This is a genomic window from Paraburkholderia tropica (genome assembly GCF_914484835.1).
GTDB lineage: Bacteria > Pseudomonadota > Gammaproteobacteria > Burkholderiales > Burkholderiaceae > Paraburkholderia > Paraburkholderia tropica_A.
Genome location: NZ_CAJZAR010000079.1, coordinates 32,756 through 50,726 on the forward strand (window position 1 = coordinate 32,756; position 17,971 = coordinate 50,726).

Annotated in this window: 17 protein-coding genes and 2 riboswitches; of the genes, 6 read left to right on the forward strand and 11 right to left on the reverse strand. The window is 66.7% G+C overall.

The window, feature by feature from the left end; genetic code table 11:
- Window positions 1-22: 22 nt before the first annotated feature.
- Together LDO54_RS29645 and LDO54_RS29650 are read right to left on the reverse strand one after the other, a co-directional pair.
- Window positions 23-310 carry a DUF4148 domain-containing protein gene (locus LDO54_RS29645; RefSeq protein WP_224014720.1) on the reverse strand — a complete coding sequence of 96 codons (288 nt, stop codon included), beginning with the start codon at window positions 308-310 and terminating at the stop codon, window positions 23-25.
- Between the two features lie 96 nt (window positions 311-406).
- Window positions 407-1,435: a LysR substrate-binding domain-containing protein gene (locus LDO54_RS29650; RefSeq protein WP_224014722.1), complete on the reverse strand. Its 1,029-nt coding sequence runs from the start codon at window positions 1,433-1,435 to the stop codon at window positions 407-409.
- Between the two features lie 105 nt (window positions 1,436-1,540).
- Here LDO54_RS29650 and LDO54_RS29655 point away from each other — a divergent pair, with 105 nt between their 5' ends.
- Window positions 1,541-2,839: a gallate dioxygenase gene (locus tag LDO54_RS29655; protein ID WP_224014724.1), complete on the forward strand. Its 1,299-nt coding sequence runs from the start codon at window positions 1,541-1,543 to the stop codon at window positions 2,837-2,839.
- Between the two features lie 42 nt (window positions 2,840-2,881).
- Here the strand turns inward: LDO54_RS29655 and LDO54_RS29660 are convergent, their stop codons facing one another.
- From LDO54_RS29660 to LDO54_RS29680, 5 genes are all read right to left on the reverse strand, one after another.
- A complete protein-coding gene (locus tag LDO54_RS29660) occupies window positions 2,882-3,361 on the reverse strand; it encodes a pyridoxamine 5'-phosphate oxidase family protein (protein WP_224014726.1) in 480 nt (159 codons plus the stop codon).
- Window positions 3,362-3,460: 99 nt separating this feature from the next.
- Entirely contained in the window at window positions 3,461-4,789 is a 1,329-nt protein-coding gene (locus LDO54_RS29665; protein WP_224014728.1) for a voltage-gated chloride channel family protein, read from the reverse strand.
- A gap of 79 nt (window positions 4,790-4,868) precedes the next feature.
- Window positions 4,869-4,940: riboswitch (Fluoride riboswitch) on the reverse strand.
- Window positions 4,941-5,023: 83 nt separating this feature from the next.
- Window positions 5,024-5,419, reverse strand: a complete 396-nt coding sequence (locus LDO54_RS29670; protein ID WP_224014730.1) for a DUF190 domain-containing protein — start codon at window positions 5,417-5,419, stop codon at window positions 5,024-5,026.
- Window positions 5,420-5,559: 140 nt separating this feature from the next.
- The gene (locus LDO54_RS29675; protein WP_224014732.1) at window positions 5,560-5,892 is read right to left on the reverse strand and encodes a DUF190 domain-containing protein; all 333 of its coding nucleotides are present in this window, start codon (window positions 5,890-5,892) and stop codon (window positions 5,560-5,562) included.
- 89 nt (window positions 5,893-5,981) lie between these two features.
- A riboswitch (Fluoride riboswitch) is annotated at window positions 5,982-6,058 on the reverse strand.
- Between the two features lie 61 nt (window positions 6,059-6,119).
- A complete protein-coding gene (locus tag LDO54_RS29680) occupies window positions 6,120-6,374 on the reverse strand; it encodes a DUF2934 domain-containing protein (RefSeq protein ID WP_224014734.1) in 255 nt (84 codons plus the stop codon).
- A gap of 205 nt (window positions 6,375-6,579) precedes the next feature.
- Between LDO54_RS29680 and LDO54_RS29685 the strand changes: the two genes are divergently transcribed.
- From LDO54_RS29685 to LDO54_RS29705, 5 genes are all read left to right on the forward strand, one after another.
- A complete protein-coding gene (locus LDO54_RS29685; protein WP_224014736.1) occupies window positions 6,580-6,846 on the forward strand; it encodes a hypothetical protein in 267 nt (88 codons plus the stop codon).
- A 106-nt stretch (window positions 6,847-6,952) separates the two neighbouring features.
- Window positions 6,953-7,954 carry a bifunctional helix-turn-helix transcriptional regulator/GNAT family N-acetyltransferase gene (locus LDO54_RS29690; RefSeq protein ID WP_224014738.1) on the forward strand — a complete coding sequence of 334 codons (1,002 nt, stop codon included), beginning with the start codon at window positions 6,953-6,955 and terminating at the stop codon, window positions 7,952-7,954.
- A gap of 156 nt (window positions 7,955-8,110) precedes the next feature.
- On the forward strand, window positions 8,111-9,445 hold the full coding sequence (locus tag LDO54_RS29695; RefSeq protein WP_224014740.1) for a chloride channel protein: 1,335 nt from the start codon (window positions 8,111-8,113) through the stop codon (window positions 9,443-9,445).
- A 341-nt stretch (window positions 9,446-9,786) separates the two neighbouring features.
- Window positions 9,787-12,015, forward strand: a complete 2,229-nt coding sequence (locus LDO54_RS29700) for a GAF domain-containing protein (protein WP_224014742.1) — start codon at window positions 9,787-9,789, stop codon at window positions 12,013-12,015.
- Between the two features lie 177 nt (window positions 12,016-12,192).
- Window positions 12,193-12,960 (forward strand): DeoR/GlpR family DNA-binding transcription regulator, encoded by a 768-nt coding sequence (locus tag LDO54_RS29705; protein WP_224014743.1) that lies wholly within the window; start codon window positions 12,193-12,195, stop codon window positions 12,958-12,960.
- A gap of 57 nt (window positions 12,961-13,017) precedes the next feature.
- Here LDO54_RS29705 and LDO54_RS29710 read toward each other — a convergent pair whose 3' ends face one another.
- The 4 genes from LDO54_RS29710 to LDO54_RS29725 all read right to left on the reverse strand — a co-directional run bounded on the left by LDO54_RS29710 (window position 13,018) and on the right by LDO54_RS29725 (window position 17,959).
- A complete protein-coding gene (locus LDO54_RS29710) occupies window positions 13,018-14,058 on the reverse strand; it encodes an ABC transporter permease (protein WP_224014745.1) in 1,041 nt (346 codons plus the stop codon).
- Between the two features lie 76 nt (window positions 14,059-14,134).
- Entirely contained in the window at window positions 14,135-15,655 is a 1,521-nt protein-coding gene (locus tag LDO54_RS29715) for a sugar ABC transporter ATP-binding protein (protein WP_436975715.1), read from the reverse strand.
- A gap of 138 nt (window positions 15,656-15,793) precedes the next feature.
- On the reverse strand, window positions 15,794-16,798 hold the full coding sequence (locus LDO54_RS29720) for an autoinducer 2 ABC transporter substrate-binding protein (RefSeq protein ID WP_224014749.1): 1,005 nt from the start codon (window positions 16,796-16,798) through the stop codon (window positions 15,794-15,796).
- Window positions 16,799-16,927: 129 nt separating this feature from the next.
- On the reverse strand, window positions 16,928-17,959 hold the full coding sequence (locus tag LDO54_RS29725) for an ABC transporter permease (protein ID WP_224014751.1): 1,032 nt from the start codon (window positions 17,957-17,959) through the stop codon (window positions 16,928-16,930).
- Window positions 17,960-17,971 lie beyond the last annotated feature (12 nt).

Below are 17,971 nucleotides of genomic sequence, written 5' to 3' on the forward strand. Positions count from 1 at the left end.
GCAATGCGTGGCGAGCAAGCCGTCAGGTCCCGCGGGCCGGACGGCATTGCGCGCGGTAATCGATATGCAACTGCTTTTCGGCGGCTTGCAGATCGCTCGGATAAATGGCGTCATCGGAGCCCGGTTCGTAACCCCGGGCCTCCAGCTCGCCGAGTTCGCGCATCAGTTGCTTATGCGTGACCTTGCCGGCGGCGACCGGCTTGAACGGATAATCCGCGCACTGCTGCGGCGTCAAACGCGGCGCGGCAAAGGCGGACACACTGCAGCACGTCGCAATCAGCGCGACCAGGATTCGGGAGAGACGTCGCATGGGCTTATCCGCATGAGCATCGCGGCTCCGTGATGGAATGCACGCAGATTAAGCGATGCGCTCTACCCGAACGCTATCCGCCAGATGTAATTTCTTTTAGTCTTTCCCGCCGCCTTTCCTGGCGCCTTTTACCGCGCCCTTCCCCGCGTCTTCGCGCAGCGCCTCCATGAACGCGAGGGCCGCTTCCGAAAGCGGCACGGTCGTGCGCCGCAGCATGCCGACCGGCTCCACGCCATGCGGCGCGGGCACCTCGATGCGCGCCAGCGCGCCCGACGCCAAATCCTGTTCGACCACGCGCAGCGGCACGATCCACACGGCGTCCGACGCCTGCACCACCGCGCGCGCCACGGCCGCCGACTGCGTCTCGATACAGCCCGGCGGCAAGGCCAGCCCGCGCGACTCGAAAAACGCCTCGGTGTGATGGCGCGGCGCGGTCTGCTCGCCCGCGATCACGAGCGGATACGCGAGCGCGTCCTCCAGCGCGGGCGCCGCGCCCGTCCGCGCGAGCGGATGCCCGGCGCGCGCCGCCATCGCCAGCGATTCCGTATAGAGATATTCGAACGAGACGCCCTGCATCGACGCGGGCTCGGCCATGCGCCCGATCATCAGGTCGATCTCGCCCGCCTTCAGCGCGTGCAGCAACTCGGTGTTCGACCCGGAATGGATCTTCACGCCCAGATGCGGCATGACGGCTTGCACACGCAGGATCGCGGGCGGTAAAACGGCGGCCTCGACCGTGGGCAGCGCGCCGAGCCGCACGGTTTGCGCGCGCGCCAGATCCTCGCGCGTGAGCGCCGACGCCGACGCCTCCACGGCGCGCCGCACATCGAGCGCATAACGCAGAAAATGCTCGCCCGCCGCCGTGAGCGCCGCGCCGTTGCGGCCCCGCTCGACGAGCCGCGCGCCCGCCCACTGCTCCAGCTCCGCGAGCGTCTTGGACACCGCGGGCTGACTCAGATTCAGACGCGCGGCGGCGCGCGCGAGCGTGCGCTCCTGGGCGATCGCCACGATGCAGTTCAGGTGCCGCAGACGCAGCCGCGCGGCGATCAGCGCACGCGTCGCGGCAGGCGTGCCGGGCGCGCAGTCGGGCGCGCAGTCGGGGTCGAATGTCTCGTCGAAATCCATCACCTCAGGTTATGGAAACTCGCGCACAAAGTCAATTTACATAACCTGCGCGCAAGTTTAGAGTCGGCGCATTCACCCAAAGAAACCGCCAGCAGGAGGAGACTCATGGCCACGATCGTCGGCGGCATCGCCGTTTCGCATACGCCCACCATTGGTTTCGCGCTCGACGCGCACAAACAGGACGACCCGGCCTGGGCGCCCATCTTCGCGACCTTCGAGCCGGTCAAGCGCTGGCTGCGCGAGCAGAAGCCGGACGTCATCGTCTACGTCTACAACGACCACGTCACCTCGTTCTTCTTCGATCACTATTCGGCGTTCGCGCTCGGCATCGGCGACCGCTACGAAGTCGCGGACGAAGGCGGCGGCGCGCGCGCCCTGCCCGCCATCGGCGGCGACACGCGGCTCGCGCAGCACATCGCCCGCAGCCTCGTGGCCGACGAGTTCGACATGGCGTTCTTCCAGGACAAGCCGCTCGACCACGGTTTCTTTTCGCCGATGTCGGCGCTGCTCGACCACGACGCCCAAGGCTGGCCCGTGCGCGTCGTGCCGCTTCAGGTCGGCGTGCTGCAATTCCCGATTCCGAGCGCACGGCGCTGCTTCCGGCTCGGCCAGGCGCTGCGCCGCGCGGTCGAAAGCTATCCCGAGGATCTGCGCGTGGTCGTGATGGCGACGGGCGGTCTCTCGCACCAGGTCCACGGCGAGCGCGCGGGTTTCAACAACGTGCCGTGGGACCATCAGTTCATGGACGCCATCGCGAACGACCCCGAGGCGCTCGCGGAACTCACGCACGCCGAGTACGCCGAACTGGGCGGGCTCGAAGGCGCGGAAGTCATCATGTGGCTGATCATGCGCGGCGCGCTCGCGGCCAACGTGAAAAAGGTGCACAGCGGCTACTACCTGCCGTCGATGACGGGCATCGGTACGCTCGTGCTCGAAAACACCGCGGCGGCACTGCCCGGCGAGGCGCAGGCGCGTCATCGCGCGCACATGGCGCGGCAACTCGACGGCGCGCAGAAGCTCACGGGCACCTATCCGTTCGATCTGGCGACGAGCGTGAAGGCGTATCGGCTCAACAAGTATCTGCACGAGCTGATCGACGAATCGCATCGCCGCGCCTTCCTCGACGATCCTGAAAGCACCTTCGAAGCCGCCGGTCTGAGCGAGGAAGAGCGCGATCTGGTGCGCCGCCGCGACTGGCGCGGGCTGATTCACTACGGCGTGATTTTCTTCATGCTGGAGAAGCTCGGCGCGGTGGTCGGCACCTCGAATCTGCACATTTACGCGGCCATGCGCGGCGAAGCGCTCGAAGATTTCCTGAAGACGCGCAACACGCAGGTGCTGTATTCGGTGGCGGGCGACACGACGGAAGCCGATTCGTGGACCGGAGCGGACAAGCAGGACTAAACCGCCCATCCCTCCAATCCGCAAAGTCCCGCCGCGCCGCGCTCAGACGATCGAGCGCAGCGCGGCGATCTGCGCGCGCCAGCGCGCGAGCACGCTCTCGGGTTCGTGAAGGCGATACGTCACGCCGTTGAGCACGTCCGCGTATTTCGCGCGATGCACGTCCACCGAGACGAGGCGCACGCGAAACACCGCGAGATCGAGCGGCGGATCGGCGAGTTCGCGCGCCTCGCCGCGTATTTCCAGCATCGCGCCGTCGTGGACCAGCGAGAGCGTCAGGCGGCCGTCGCGCCGCAGATTGGCCGTGGTGTTCGACTGCGGCCAGATCGCGATCAGCAACTCGCTCGCGTCCACCGCCAGAATCTCGCCGACGCTCAGTTGCGCGCCATGCGGCCAGCCCTCGGCGGAGACCGTCGAGAGGCGGATCGCCTCGCCCATCGCCGCATCGAGTTGCGTGCCGTCGAAATGCGCGCGCAACGCGTCGGGCAGCACGTTCGTGGCTTGCGGCGCTTCCTGCTTGTCCATCGAGTCTCTCCTTGCTTGCGGTCCTGCGTCATTGCACGCGCCATTTGACGCGACGCTTGCCGTAACGTCAAACCCCGCGCCGTCAAACCGCCCGCCGCTTCAAACGCCCGGCGTTTCTTTCGCTTCGCTCCCAGCACGCGCCTCTGCACGACGCGCGCGGCGCAGCGCCGGAATCTCCGAAAGCCGCACGCCCGCAGGCAACAGCGGATGCTTCGCCTGCCCCACGCGTTGCGCGCGATAAATGCCCGTGTGCCCGGAAAACAGATACGCGACCACGCAGGCCAGCGCCGCATACACGCCGATATCGGCGCCGAACAGTTCGATCGCCATGACCGTCGAGGCGATCGGCGTATTGGCCGCGCCCGCGAACACGGCGACGAAACCGAGCCCGGCCAGCACCGGCATCGGCAGCGCGAGCACGTGGCCGAGCGCATTGCCGAGCGTCGCGCCGATATAGAACAGCGGCGTGACCTCGCCGCCCTTGAAACCCGACGCGAGCGTGACGACCGTGAAGGCGAACTTGCCCGCGAAGTCGTAGACCGGCAACGGCTGCTGGAACGCCTCGACGATGGTCGGAATGCCAAGGCCGAGAAACTGCGGCACGCCGAGCAAAGTCGCCGCGACCGCGACGACGAGGCCGCCGACGAAAGGCCGCGCGGGCGCCCAGGCGATCTTGCGCTTCACGAAGGCCGACAAGGCGTGCGTCGAATCCGCGAACAGCATGCCGACGAGACCGAACGCGATGCCCGCCACGATCGCCGACGCAAACCCGGCCGCCGACGCGTGCGGCACGAACGGAATCGTATAGACCGTGTGCTCGATGCCCCAGAGGCGGCACACCTGATCGGCCGCCAGCGCCGACGCCAGGCAGACCAGCAGCGCGTCGTAGCGCAGCCGCCCGATCGCGAGCACTTCGAGCCCGAAAATCGCGCCCGCGAGCGGCGTGCCGAACACCGACGCGAAGCCCGCCGCGATGCCGCCCATCAGCAAGATGCGGCGATCCTCGCGGCCGAGCCCGAACAGCTGCGTGACGCGGTCGGCTAGCGCGCCGCCCATCTGCACGGCCGTGCCCTCGCGCCCCGCCGAGCCGCCGAACAGATGCGTGACGACGGTCGCCGCCAGCACCAGCGGGCCCATGCGTTTGGGCACGATTTTCTGCGGATCGTGGATTTCGTCGATGAGCAGGTTATTGCCGCCTTCGACCGACTGGCCGAAGCGCAGATACACCCAGCCGGTCGCGAGGCCCGCGAACGGCAGCAGCCACAGGAGCCACGGATGGGCGACGCGCGTGCCGGTCGCGAGATCGAGAGCGAACAGGAAAACCGCCGATGCGGTGCCCGCGAGCGCGCCGAGCACGCACGAAAGCAGCAGCCAGCGCGCGAGGTACACGACCATCGCGAACGATTCGAGAGACTTCAGGTATTTCATTGCGATCCAGGTTTGAGTCGACGTCAAACCCGGGCGACAGGAGTCGTCGCATGGACGGCCCACGACCTCCTGCACCCAGGAACTCGTAGGCATCATCAGCGCCGCCGGGAAGCGGTGCGGTTACGGGAGGAATGCCATCTCCAAACGTCCGGCGATTTTATGCGACAAGCCTGCGCGCCGCAACTGCTCAAAAGGGCGGCAAAAGCGGCGGCACGATCGACTGGATCGGCGGACTCAGTGCGGCTTGCGTCCGAACAGCGCGAAGCGTCTGGTCTCGCCGGGCGGCGCGTGCCCGTCGCTGACGTCGTTTGCATCGCTTGCGCCGATCACACCGAACTCAACCGGCGCGCGCGTGTAGAACACATGGACCTTGGCGGCCTTGACGGCATCGAGCAGGCGCCCGGCTTCGTCCTCCGTGACGGCGAGAATGATCTGCACGGGCTGATCGGCGAGCTTGAACAGATGGGCCGCGTGACGCGCACCCGCGTGACCCGTGCCCTCCGCGCAATGAATCACGGTCGCGCCCTGAATGCCCATCTGCTTCGCCTCGTGCAGCAGCCACTCGCACACCGTGCGATGACCGTGATGGCAATTCTGTTCGGTATAGAACGTGAGCTGGTAGCCGTGCATGTCGTGCCTCCGCCGCGTGGCGGAACTGCCTGCGGGGATTCGTTTCCATTCTAGTTCAACGGCGCGCGGGCTTAAGCCGCCTCAATGCGTCGCCTAAATTCGCCGCCGAAATGGTCAGGATGCCATATCAACTCGCGCACTCAGGGCGCCGTATCGCCGCCGCCCAGCGACGCGAATTCGATCGGCGCGCGCGTATAAAAAAGCCGCGCGCCGCCGCCCGCGAGGCGTTCGAGCAGCGCGTCGATGCGCGCATCCTCGGCGATCACGGTGATCGCCACCGATTGCTCCGCGAGCTCGAAAAAACGGGCCGCGTGATAGCGCCCCTGCGTATCGACGCCCTCCGCGACCGCGACGACGGTCGCGCCGGCAATCCCGGCCTGGTGGGCCTCGTCGAGAATCCAGTCGGCGATGGGACGGTGATGAACGCGATGGTTCTGGTTCGCGATGTAAATGGTCAGCTGGCTGCCTTGCATGGCTCTCTCCGCCGCGTGCGCGAGGTTGGCGCGCTCGACAAACCGGGCAGCGGAACGCCAAAGCAACATGCCTACGGCGTCCCGGCCCAGGACACGTAGGCATCATCAGCCGGACAAAGCCGGCGGTTGGAAAAACCGCAGGAGGAATGCCATCTCCCGCGTTCGAGTCTAGCACTCGTGTCCCGCGCCCGCGCGCGGGCCGGGCGGCAGGCGCGCGGACGCCGGGATCAGCCGCGCCGCTTGTCGCGGGCGAGTTCGGCGGGCGGCATGAGGTCCGCCTCCTGGAGCGGCACGCCGGGGTGACGGCGCTTGCCGGCCTGATCGGTGGCGATGTCCGGGACTTCGCCCTCGGCGTCGTATTCGGCGGCGACCTGCTTTTCGGCGCGGCCCCAGTATTCGTCGGACCTGCCCTCGGGCGCGCCGTCGTCTTCCCATAGCTGATACGCGCGTTGGCGGATGCGTGCTTCGCGTTCGTCGTTCATGTTGGTGGTCCTCCGTTGAAAGCGCACGACATTCGCTCCCATCGCAAGCCCGATGCCCGGCTGCGTGCGTTGCGGCATCGCGCGGAACACGCTATACGTGGGTGTTTTCGTTGATTGTTGCGCTCATTGCTCCGCTTATTGCTCCATTGAATGCGCCGCGCGGCGACAGCCTCGCCGCCCTCTTAATCGAAGGTAGAAAAATCGTATGTTTCCCGCCGTAACCACCGTCGCCCTGCTGATCGTCACCTGGGTTCACGTGACCCTTCCGCGCTACACGGCCGGGCTGCGCAAACGCGTGATCGCCCATGCGGTGCTGCTGCTCGTCGGCCTCGCGTTCGGCGTGATGTCCGCGATGCTGGCCGGACCCGCCGCGCCGCCGTGGGCCGTGATCGCGACGGGCATGGGCGTGGTCCATCTGCCCGCGCTCTGCGTGCTCGTGCTCAAGCGCCTGCGCCGTTCGGGCGAAAGCTGACACACGGCTTCCGGCCGCCTCGTGTATCGACAGTCGGCCATGGGTCTTGATTTGGTTGCGACTCGCAACTATATTGGCAATTCAGCCAATCACTGCGAGCCGCATCATGGATTTTGTCGACGTTCCCGCCACGCCCCGAGACAGCACGATTCTCGAAATCCGCGATTTTTCGCGGAAATTGGTGCGCGAACTGGGCTTTATGCGCACAACACTCGCCGATAGCGACCTCGCGCCCTCGGCCGTCCACGCCGTGATCGAGATCGGCGCCACGCCCGGCATCAGCGCGAAGGATCTCGGCCAGATCCTGCGTCTCGACAAGTCGAACACTAGCCGCCAGGTCGCGCGGCTCGAAGCCGCCGGCTTCGTGCAGCGCACCGCCTCCACCGAAGACGCGCGCTCGTCGCTGCTGCACCTGACGCCCGCGGGCGAAACGCTGCGCAAGCGCATCGACCGCTTCGCCACCGACCAGGTCTCGCACGCGTTGCGGCGCATGGTGCCGTCCGACCAGCACGCGCTCGTGCGCTCGCTCGCGCTTTACGCCGACGCGCTTTCGCAGGACAACCCGAACCAGACGCCCGATTCGAGCCTCGCGACAAAAGCGCCCGAAACCCCGCGCGGCGGCGCCATCGTCGAGGGCTACCAGCCGGGCTGCATCGGCGATATCGCGAGCCTGCACGCACGGTTTTACGCGGCGCACTGGGGCTTCGGCGCGTTTTTCGAGCAACGCGTGGCGACCGAGCTGGCCGCGTTCGCGGGCGCGCTGCCCGCCACGGGCAAGGCGCTCTGGCTCTACGTGGAAAACGGCCGCGCGCTGGCGTCGCTGGCCATCGACGGCGACACGGCGACCGGCATCGCGCACCTGCGCTGGTTCATCGTCGACGACAGCCTGCGCGGCTCGGGCGTCGGCCGTCAGCTCATGACGCAGGCGATGCAATTCGTCGACGAGCTGGGCTTCACGGAAACGTATCTGTGGACTTTCAAAGGCCTGCACGCGGCGCGGCATCTGTACGAGTCGTTCGGGTTCGGCCTCGTCAGCGAAGCCGAGGGCGATCAGTGGGGCACGCAGGTCACGGAGCAGCGCTTCAGCCGGAGCCTGCGCGGCAGCTGATCTGCGCCTGATTTGCATGTGACAGGCGCCTAACAGACGTCTAACATGCGCCCAACTCATCAATGCATCAAAATAAGTCACCACAAACATAGCGACGAGCCGGTAGCATTCGGGTTATCCCGTAATCAATAACCCGAAGACCTCAAGCAGGCTGCCATGAACGCTCGTCCCGCCACCGCCGCACCCAGCAAACCGCTCGCCTTCGCGCTCGTCACCGTGTTGACGGGCGTCGGCGCGGGCCTGGGCGGCATGGCGCTCGCGCTGCTGCTGCACTTCGTCCAGCACGTCGCCTACGGCTACAGCCTCGGGCAGCTCGTCGGCCACGAAAGCTTTCTCGACGGCGTGAGCGCCGCCGCGCCGCTGCGCCGGCTGATCGTGCTGAGCGCGTGCGGGCTCGTCGCCGGTCTCGGCTGGGCCGCGCTCTATCGCTACGGCAAGCCGCTCGTGAGCATCCGCAAGGCGGTCGGCTCGGCCGATCCGCGCATGCCGTTCGTGAGCACCGTCGTGCACGCGCTGTTGCAGATCGTGACCGTGGCGCTCGGTTCGCCGCTCGGCCGCGAAGTCGCGCCGCGCGAAATCGGCTCGCTGTTCGCCGGACGTCTCGCGCATCGCGCCGGTCTCACCAGCGACGACTGCCGCCTGATCGTGGCCTGCGGCGCGGGCGCGGGCCTCGCCGCCGTCTACAACGTGCCGCTCGGCGGCGCCGTGTTCGTGCTCGAAGTGCTGCTCGGCACCTTCGCGCCGCGCGCGCTGATCGCGGCGCTCGTGACCTCGACGGTCGCCGCCGTGGTCGCCTGGAGCGGCCTCGGCAACGAGCAGCAATATGTCGTGCCCGCGTTCGTGTCGAGCGCGCCGCTGCTGATCTGGGCCGCCGTCTGCGGACCGCTGTTCGGTCTCGCCGCCTATGGTTTCGTGCAGCTCACGTCGAGCGCGCGTTCGCATGCGCCGCGCGGGGTGAATCTCGTCGTGCTGTCGGTGCTGAACTTCGCGGCGATCGGCGCGCTCACGATGGTCTTTCCGCAACTCGCGGGCAACGGCAAGGGCGCGGCGTCGCTCTCGTTCGGCGGCGAACTGGGCATCGGGCTCGCAGCGGCGCTGCTCGTGCTGAAGGTAGCGATCGAAGCGTCGACGCTGCGCGCGGGCGCCGAAGGCGGCCTGCTCACGCCGGGTCTGACGAATGGCGCGCTGCTCGCGGTCGTGCTCGGCGGCATCTGGAATCACTTCCTGCCCGGCATGGCGCCCGGTGCGTGCGCGCTGATCGGCGCGGGCGCGTTCCTCGCCGCCTCGATGCAGATGCCGCTCACCGCGATCGTGCTGATCGTCGAGTTCACGCACGCGAGCCACGACCTGCTGTTCCCGCTGCTGCTCGCCGTGGCCGGTTCGGTGCTGACTTTCCGCGCGCTGCCCGCGCTGCTCGCGCTGCGCGTGAAGACGCCCGCGCGCCAGGCCGAGGCGCTCGTCGCCCGGCAGACGGGGCGCACGAGCGCCTGAGTTCCGGCGCGGCTGCATGAGGCGCGCGGGCAGGCACGCGCGCCACGTTCGCGCGGATTCGTGGACAGTCGCGCACCCTCGCGCACAGTCGCAAACGTAATCGAACCCACACCGAACCCGCACCCGCAACGTAGCAGACGACGAATACGCACCCTCGCGCCCCGCACCTCATCGCGGCACGACCTGACGCCTCGCCGCCGCCGTCCACCCACCCCGCATCGCGGCCGCATTCGCGCCACGATTCTCCTTGGCATCGCGCCCAGGCTTCGCGGACAATGCGAAAGTCACGCGAAAGCCGCAGGCCCTCTGCGCGCGAGCGTCCGAGCCGAAGCCATCCGACCTTGAACAAGCCCGAAATCGCCGAAATCGTCGCGAACTGCGACCGCGAGCCGATTCATCTGCTGGGCCGCATCCAGCCGCATGGCGCGCTGCTGTGCTTCGACGCGCAAGGCTGCCTGATCGCGCGCAGCGCCAACGCGTGCGAATGGCTTGGGGCCGTGCCCGGCCTCGGCGAGCCGATCACCGATCTGCATCTGAGCCCGCTCTCTCGCCAGACGATTCGCGCCGCGCTCGCCGACCGCGAGATGACGAGCGAGAGCGTCGAATGCAAGGGCGCGACGGGCGAGCGCTTCGACCTCATCATGCACTGGGCCGACGACACGCTCGTCGTCGAGTTCGAACAGATCAGCCTGAAGTCGCCGGCCGCCACGCAATTCGCGCTGTTCGCGCAGCGCGCGATCCAGCGCTTGCAGGCCGCGCGCCACGACAACGTGCGGCAACTGCTGCAAGCCGCCTCCGAGGCGATCCGCGCGATGACCGGCTTCGACCGCGTGATGGGCTATCGCTTCATGGCCGACGGCAGCGGCGAAGTGATCGCCGAAGCGAAGCGCGACGACCTGCCCGCCTATCTGCACCAGCGCTATCCCGCGAGCGATATTCCGCAGCAGGCGCGCCGCCTCTACGTGCTCAATCCGATCCGCCAGATCGCCGACGTCAACGCCGGGCCGGTGCCGATCGAGCCGCCCACGCATCCGCAGTCGGGCATGCCGTTCGACCTCAGCCACTCGGTGCTGCGCAGCGTCTCGCCGATCCATATCGAGTACCTGCGCAACATGGGCGTGGCCGCTTCGATGAGCGTGTCGATCATCCGCGACGGCCAGCTCTGGGGCCTGTTCGCCTGCCATCACGTGACGCCCTACCGCGCCTCGCACGCGGTGCGGCTTTCGTCGACGGTGCTCACACAGGTCGTGTCGATCCTGATCGGCCAGATCGAGGCGACCCAGCGCGCCGACGCCGACCGCCGCATCCACGATCTGCGCACGCATATCGCAGGCGAACTCGCGCAAGCCGATTCGCCGCTCGCCGGACTGGTGCGCGCCGCGCCCGATATCGCCGCGCTCGTCGATTGCGAAACGGTGGCGCTCGTGGTCGACAACGAAGTGGTGCTGCGCGGCAAACGCGCCGACGCCAGCACCGTGAGCCGCGAGACGCTGCTCGAACTCGCGCAGCACATGGCGCGCACGCGCGTCGAGCATCTCGCCTGCGCGAGCACCGCCGACGCCCTGCCCGAAGCGCTCGCGCAAGGCCTCGCCGCGAACCGCGCGGCAGGCTGTCTCGCGATCCAGATGCAGGGCGACAGCCGCATCACGATCGTCTGGCTGCGCGACGAACTGGTCGAGACGATTCATTGGGCCGGCCCGCCCGACAAGGTCGTGGCGCAAGGCCCGAACGGCCCGCGCCTCACGCCGCGCGGCTCGTTCGAAGTCTGGAAGCAGACCGTCACGGGCCGCTGCCGCGACTGGAGCGAATTCGATCAGCTCGCCGCGCGCGAACTGCGTTCGATCCTCCAGGAGATCGCGCTCGTGCAGATGCGCGAATCGGAGCGCGCGCGGACCACGCTGCTCGCCACGCTCGGCCACGATCTGCGCGATCCGATCCAGACCATCAACATGGCGATGCTGCTGATGGGACGCGGCCTCGCCACCGGCAACGACACGGTCAAGCGCGTGGAAGGCTCGACGCGGCGCATGCAGTCGCTGATCGGCTATATCCTCGACGTGAGCCGCATCCGCTCGGGCATGGGGCTCGGCCTCAAGCGCGAGGACGCGCCGCTGCGCGAGCTGCTCGAATCGGTCGCCGAACAGACGCGCCTCGCCTATCCGGGCATGGTGCTCGACGTGCAGCTCGCCGACGATCTCGGCAACGCCTACGTCGACCCCGACCGGCTCACCCAGGCGCTCACCAATCTGCTCGGCAACGCGCGCAAGCACGGCGACGCGGGCGCAAGCGTCACGCTCGCCGCCACGCTCACGCCCGAAGGGCCGCGCATCGAGATCCGCAATCGCCTGCTCGAGCGTCCGACCGTGCCGTTCGAGCGCCTGCTCGATCCGTTCAAGAGCGGCTCGCTCGACAATCCGTCCAATCGCGGCGGCCTCGGCCTCGGGCTCTATATCGCGCACGCGATCGTCAAGGGCCACGACGGCACGCTCGTCGGCAGCTTCAGCGACCACGAAGCCTGCATCCGCATCGTCCTGCCCGCGGCTTCCGCGCTGCCGCGACACACGTCGTAACACGGCCAAGCCCAGGTCATAACACGCATAAAACACGCATAAAACGCCGGTAAAAACCCGCGCGCGCCCGCTTCGCCGGTTACACGTCCATCGCGCTTTGTTATAATCCGATCACGCAATCGATACAAATCTAACGGATGTTGCGCCCCTCCCCGGCGCGGCAAGGCGGACGATCACATGGCCAAACCCGACCGGCTGCAGGCGCTCGCCGACGCGCTCGCCCAACACAACGTCATGCATCTCAAGGACGCGGCCGCGCTGCTCGGCGTGTCCGAAATGACCGTGCGGCGCGACATCGGCGCCAATCCCGAACGCTTCACCTATCTCGGCGGCTATATCGTCAGCGCGGAGCACGTGCCCAACGCCGCGGGCTATTCGCTCGAACACGAGAAGGATCACTTCGCGGCGGCCAAGGCGCAGGCCTCGGCGCACGCGGCGCGGCTGATCGCCGAGAACGACACGATCTTCATCGATTGCGGCACCACGCTCGCCGCCTTCGCGCGCCTGATTCCCGCGCATCTGCAGATCACGGCCGTGTGCTATTCGCTGAACGTGGCCGAGGTGCTGCGGCGCATGCCCAACGTGCGCATGATCTTGCTGGGCGGCGTGTATGTGCCGTCGTCGGACTCGTTCGCGGGCGACGAAAGCCTGGAGATGCTGCGCCGCATGGGCATCAACAAGGCGTTTATTTCGGCGGGCGGCATCGACGAGGCGCGCGGCGTGACGTGCTGGAATTTCCACGAAGTGGCGCTCAAGCAGGCTGCGATGGCGAGCGCTGTCGAAAGTCATCTCGTTGTGGACGCAATCAAATTCGGCGTTGTAAAGGCGTGGCGTTTCGCGCAGATGGGCGACTTCGCGTCGATCATCACTGAGAAAGGCAGCGAGAAAGGTGGCGTAAAGGCTGGCGAAAAAGGCGCCACGCCGCGCAAGCGCAGCAGGGCCTGAATGCACAACGGGCGGCCCGCGTAAAACGCGGCCGCCCGTCTCGAAGCAGCAACGAATTCAGCCGCGCCGGCGCAGCGCGAACAGCGTGCCCGCGACCAGAATGAACGCGCCGATCACCACCTTCTGCCAGGTGCTCGGCACGCCGATCAGAATCAGCACGTTATTGATGAGCGTGACGAGCGCCACGCCCAGCAGCGTGCCGACCACGGTGCCGCTGCCGCCCGTGATGCGCGCGCCGCCCAGAATCACGGCGGCGATCACGTCGAGTTCCGAACCCACCAGATCGAACGGATTGGCGAGCCGCGTGTTCGACACGTGCAGGATGCCCGCCACGCCCGCCAGAAAACCCGTATAGCCGAACACGAACAGGCGGATCGCGCGCAGATTGAAGCCGAGCCGTTCCGCAATCGCCGTGCTGCCGCCCATCGCGTAGACGCCGCGTCCCATCATCGTGCGATTGAGCAGCCACCATGTGAGCAGCGCGGCCAGCACGAGCGCAATCGCCGATGCGGGCAGCACCGCGTTGAGCCCGCCGGCGGTCTTGTAGGCGATCAGCGGAATGCGTCCGAAATGATCCATGCTGTGCGGGATATTCATGAAGAACACGGTGCCGACGAAGGTCAGCAGCACCCCGCGATACAGATACTGCGTGCCGATCGTGACGATCAGCGAAGGCGCCTGCAAACGATGCACGAGCAGCCCGTTGATCATGCCGAGCAACACGCCGCCCACCGCGCCCGCGACCAGGATCAGCGCGAACGGCGCGTCGGGCCACCAGGCGAACACGGCCTTGGTGATCGCATACATCGTGAGCGCGCCGATGGCCGTGAACGACACGTCGATGCCGCCCGACGCGAGCACCACGAGCGTGCCGAGCGCGAACAGCGACGTCGTGGTCGCCGAATGCAGCAGGTCGAACAGCGTGGCCCACTGAAAGAAGCGCGGATTGATCGACGCGACCACGATGCAGGTGATGACGATCAGCGTGCCGGTGAACCACTCGGGATTGCGCGCGAGCTTCGCGCGCCAGTTCAGCGGCGGCGATTGACGCGCGACTTTGACGGTATTGGACGTGCTCATGGTCTGATTCATGCTCATGCGGTGGCCTGCTGCGTTCGTGTCATCGGGCGAAACGGCATCGGGTGCGGTGCGTACATCACGTGCGGTGCGTACATCACGCGGCCTCGGCAAGCAGCGCGCGATACAGTTCGGCTTCGGTCAGTCCTTCGGCGCGATGCTCCTCGGCGATACGGCCTTTACGCATCATCAGCACGCGGTCGGAGTTTTGCAGCAGTTCCGGCAAGTCGTCGCTGACGAGGAGAATGCCGATGCCGCGCTCCGAAAGCCGCTGCATGATGCGATAGATGATGTCCTTCGAGCCCACGTCCACACCCACGGTCGGGCCGTGCAGGATCAGCACGTGCGGGTCGATGGCGAGCCAGCGGCCGATCAGCACGCGCTGCTGGTTGCCGCCCGAGAGCGACTGCACGGCTTTGTCGACATTCGGCGTGGCGATCTGCAATTCCTTCACGGTGTCTTCGGCGAGCGCGCGGGCGCGCACGCGGTCGATCTGGCCGAAGCGGTCGCGCAGGCTCGAGATCATCGCGGTGATCACGTTGTCGCGAATCGGCTTGTCGAGAAATAGCCCTTCGTTCAGGCGGTCTTCCGGCACGTAACCGATGCGCGCGCGTTTGGCGTCGGCGGGCGTGGCGAGCACGATGGGCTGGCCTTCGAGCGTGACGCTGCCGCTTTGCGCGGGCGCGACGCCCGCGAGCGCACGCGCGAGTTCGTTGCGGCCCGAATCGAGCAGGCCCGTGATGCCGAGAATCTCGCCGCGATGCAGCGTGAACGACACGTCGCGAAATGCGCCCGCGCGGCCGAGACCGCGCACGTCGAGCAGCACGTTCGAAGCCGCCGACGCCGCGCGATAGCGTTCGGTCGAGAGCGAGCGCCCTGTCATCAGTTCGCTCAACTGCGCCTTGGTGTAATCGGTGATCGGCCCTTGCGTGACCTTCTGGCCGTCGCGCAGCACGATCACCTCGCCGCCGATCGCATAGCATTCGTCGAGCTTGTGGCTCACGAACAGCACGGTCACGCCGCTCGCGCGCAATTGCGCGAGCACGGCGATCAGGTTCGTCACTTCCTTTTGCGTGAGCGAGGTCGTGGGCTCGTCCATGATGACGAACTTCGCCTCGCTCGCGATGGCGCGCGCGATCGCCACGAGCTGACGCGTCGCGAGCGGCAGTTGTTCGATCAGCGTGGCCTGGAAATCGGCGTCGCCGGGCAGGCCTACCGCGTTGAGCGCGCGCGCCGCCGTGCGCGCGAGTTCGCGCCGGTCGAAGGTGCGCGAGAGACGTCCGCCGTGTTCCGCGAGTTCCGCCGTGAGGCCCACGTTTTCGGCCACGTTCATGTTCGGCAGCAGCGAGAGATCCTGATAGACGGTCTCGATGCCCGCCGCGAGCGATTCGAGCGGCGACAGACTCGCATGACGCGCGCCGTCGATCACGATCTCGCCTTCGTCGGGCGGCTGCGCGCCCGAGATGATCTTGATGAGCGTGCTCTTGCCGCAGCCGTTTTCGCCGAGCAGGTGATAGATCTGCCCGCGCTCGAACGTGAGCGTGACGCCGCGCAGCGCGTGCACGCCCGTGAAGCGCTTGTGCACGCCGAGCACCTGCAATAACGGTTCCGAAGCCATATCCTCACTCATCCCGACAGTGCGTTCCGTTGCTTCAAGTTGAATCAAGTGACCCGCTTCGATCGCGCGGCGCGCGCTTCGCTTCGTGGCGAAAACGCGCGCTGCGCTTCACGACACCTTCATGACGCCTTCACGCGATCAGAAGTTGTATTGCTTGTAGTTCGACTTGTCGACGCTGACCCAGCCCTGGCCGCGCACGATGATGCCCTTGCCCGGACCCTTCGACACGGTCACCTTCTCGTAACCCGGCAGGCCGAGATTCGCGCCGTTCTCCACGGTCTTGCCGTCGAGCAGCAGCTTGGCGATCTTGTTCATCGCCATGCCCGCGAGCTTCGGGTCCCAGAACGCGATGCCGTTGATCGCGCCGCTTTCGAGGTACTTGCCCGCTTCCGTCGGCAGACCCGTGCCGTAGACGCAGATCTTGCCTTGCAGGCCCGCTTCCTCGACCGCGCGGCCGATGCCGATCACGTCGAGCGACGACGAGCCCTGGAAGCCCTTCAGGTCGGGATGCTTGCGCAGCGTTTCCTTCGCGACTTCATAAGCGCGTTCGCCGTCGTTATTGGTCTCGAGGTTGGTCTCGACGAGCTGCATCTTCGGAAACTTCTTCTTCGCGTTGTCGATGCCGCCATTGGCCCATTGCACCTGCGAGCGGCTGCCGAGCGAGCCGACCAGCGTCGCCCACTTGCCTTCGCTGTGCATGCAGGTCGCGAGGCGGTCGTTGAGCGCCGCGCCATAGGCGCTGTTGTCGAAGGCCTCGACGTCGACCATCGTGTTCTTCTCGTTGTCCGCCTCGTGCGTGACGACCTTGATGCCGCGATCCATCGCCTTCTTGAGCGCCGGTTCGAGCGTCGGCGGATCGTAGGGCACCACGGCAATCGCGCTCACTTTCTTCGCGATCAGGTCGTCGATGATCTTCAGTTGCTGCGCGGCGTCGGCGCGGCCAGGCCCCGTCTGATACACGGTGATATTCGGATTGTCCTTGCCGAACTCCTTCACGCCCTCTTCCATGCGGTTGAACCAGCTGATGCCGGTCACCTTCACCACCGTGACGATGGTCTGCTTGTCGTGGGCCTGCGCCACGGCGAACGTGCCCGCCGCGAGTGCGCCAGCCGCGAGCGCGATGCTGAGTCGTTTGAGCTTCATCTTGTCTCCTTTGTTGTTCGCTGTCGCCCCGAAATGTCTGGCGGCGGACGTCCGAGGCTCGATGTCCGCGCGCTGTATCGATGTGCTTTCGACGATGTACCTTCGACGATGTACCTTCGATAACCGGCTTCAGCCTGGCCGCTTGCGCGCGCCCTGCGCCGCGCCGATTCCGAAGATCGAGCGCACGCGTTCCGCGCCCGCGAACGCGAGCGAGAGCAGCAGCAGGAAGCCCCACGCGCAATCGCCGAAGAATTGCGACACGCCCATCAGGTTGAACAGGCTCGACAGGAATTGCAGCACCGTCGCGGCAAAAAACACGCAGATGATGCGTCCATAGCCGCCCGACGGATTCACGCCGCCCATCACCGCAATCAGGATCGCGATCAGCAGATACGAATTGCCGTAATCCCATTTCGCGCTGAGCGTGTGCGAGACGCTCACGAGACCCGCGAGCGAGGCCATCACGCCGCACATCGCGTAGGTGGTGATGAGCATGCGCGCGCGCGGAATGCCCGCATAGAACGCGGCGCGCTGATTCGTGCCCATCAGATAGAGGCGCAAGCCGAACGGCGTGCGCCGCAGCAGCCAGCCGAGCACGATCACCACCGCGACGAACAGCAGGAACGAGATCGGCACCTGAAAGAACGTGCCGTTGCTGATATCGGCGAGCGGTTCGACATAATCGACGTGCACCGATGCGCCATTGCTGAGCGCCACCGCAATGCCCGTGAACAGCAGTTGCGTGCCGAGCGTGCAGAGAATCGGCGTGAGGCCGAGCCGCGCGATCACGACGCCGTTGAGCAGCCCGCCAAGCAATCCCATGCCCACCACGATCGCGCAGAACAGCGCGGTGTAGAGCGCGGGCGAATCGTCGCCGCTCACGACATGCGGCACGATCAGCGCCGCGATCATGCCCGAGAGATTCGCGAGCCCCACGCCCGAGAGATCGATGCCGCCGTTGCCCGAGAGCATCGAGAGCATGATGCCGAGCGCGAGCAGCGCGACCTCGGGCAACTGCGAACCCATCGACTGCAGATTGTCGATGCCGACGAACTGGCCGTGCGAGAGCGCAATGGCGACCAGCACGACGAGCAGATTCACGGCCAGCAGAAAATTCAGTTGCCGGTCGCCGAAACATCGAGCCAAAAACGAAGCCTTCATGGACATCATCCT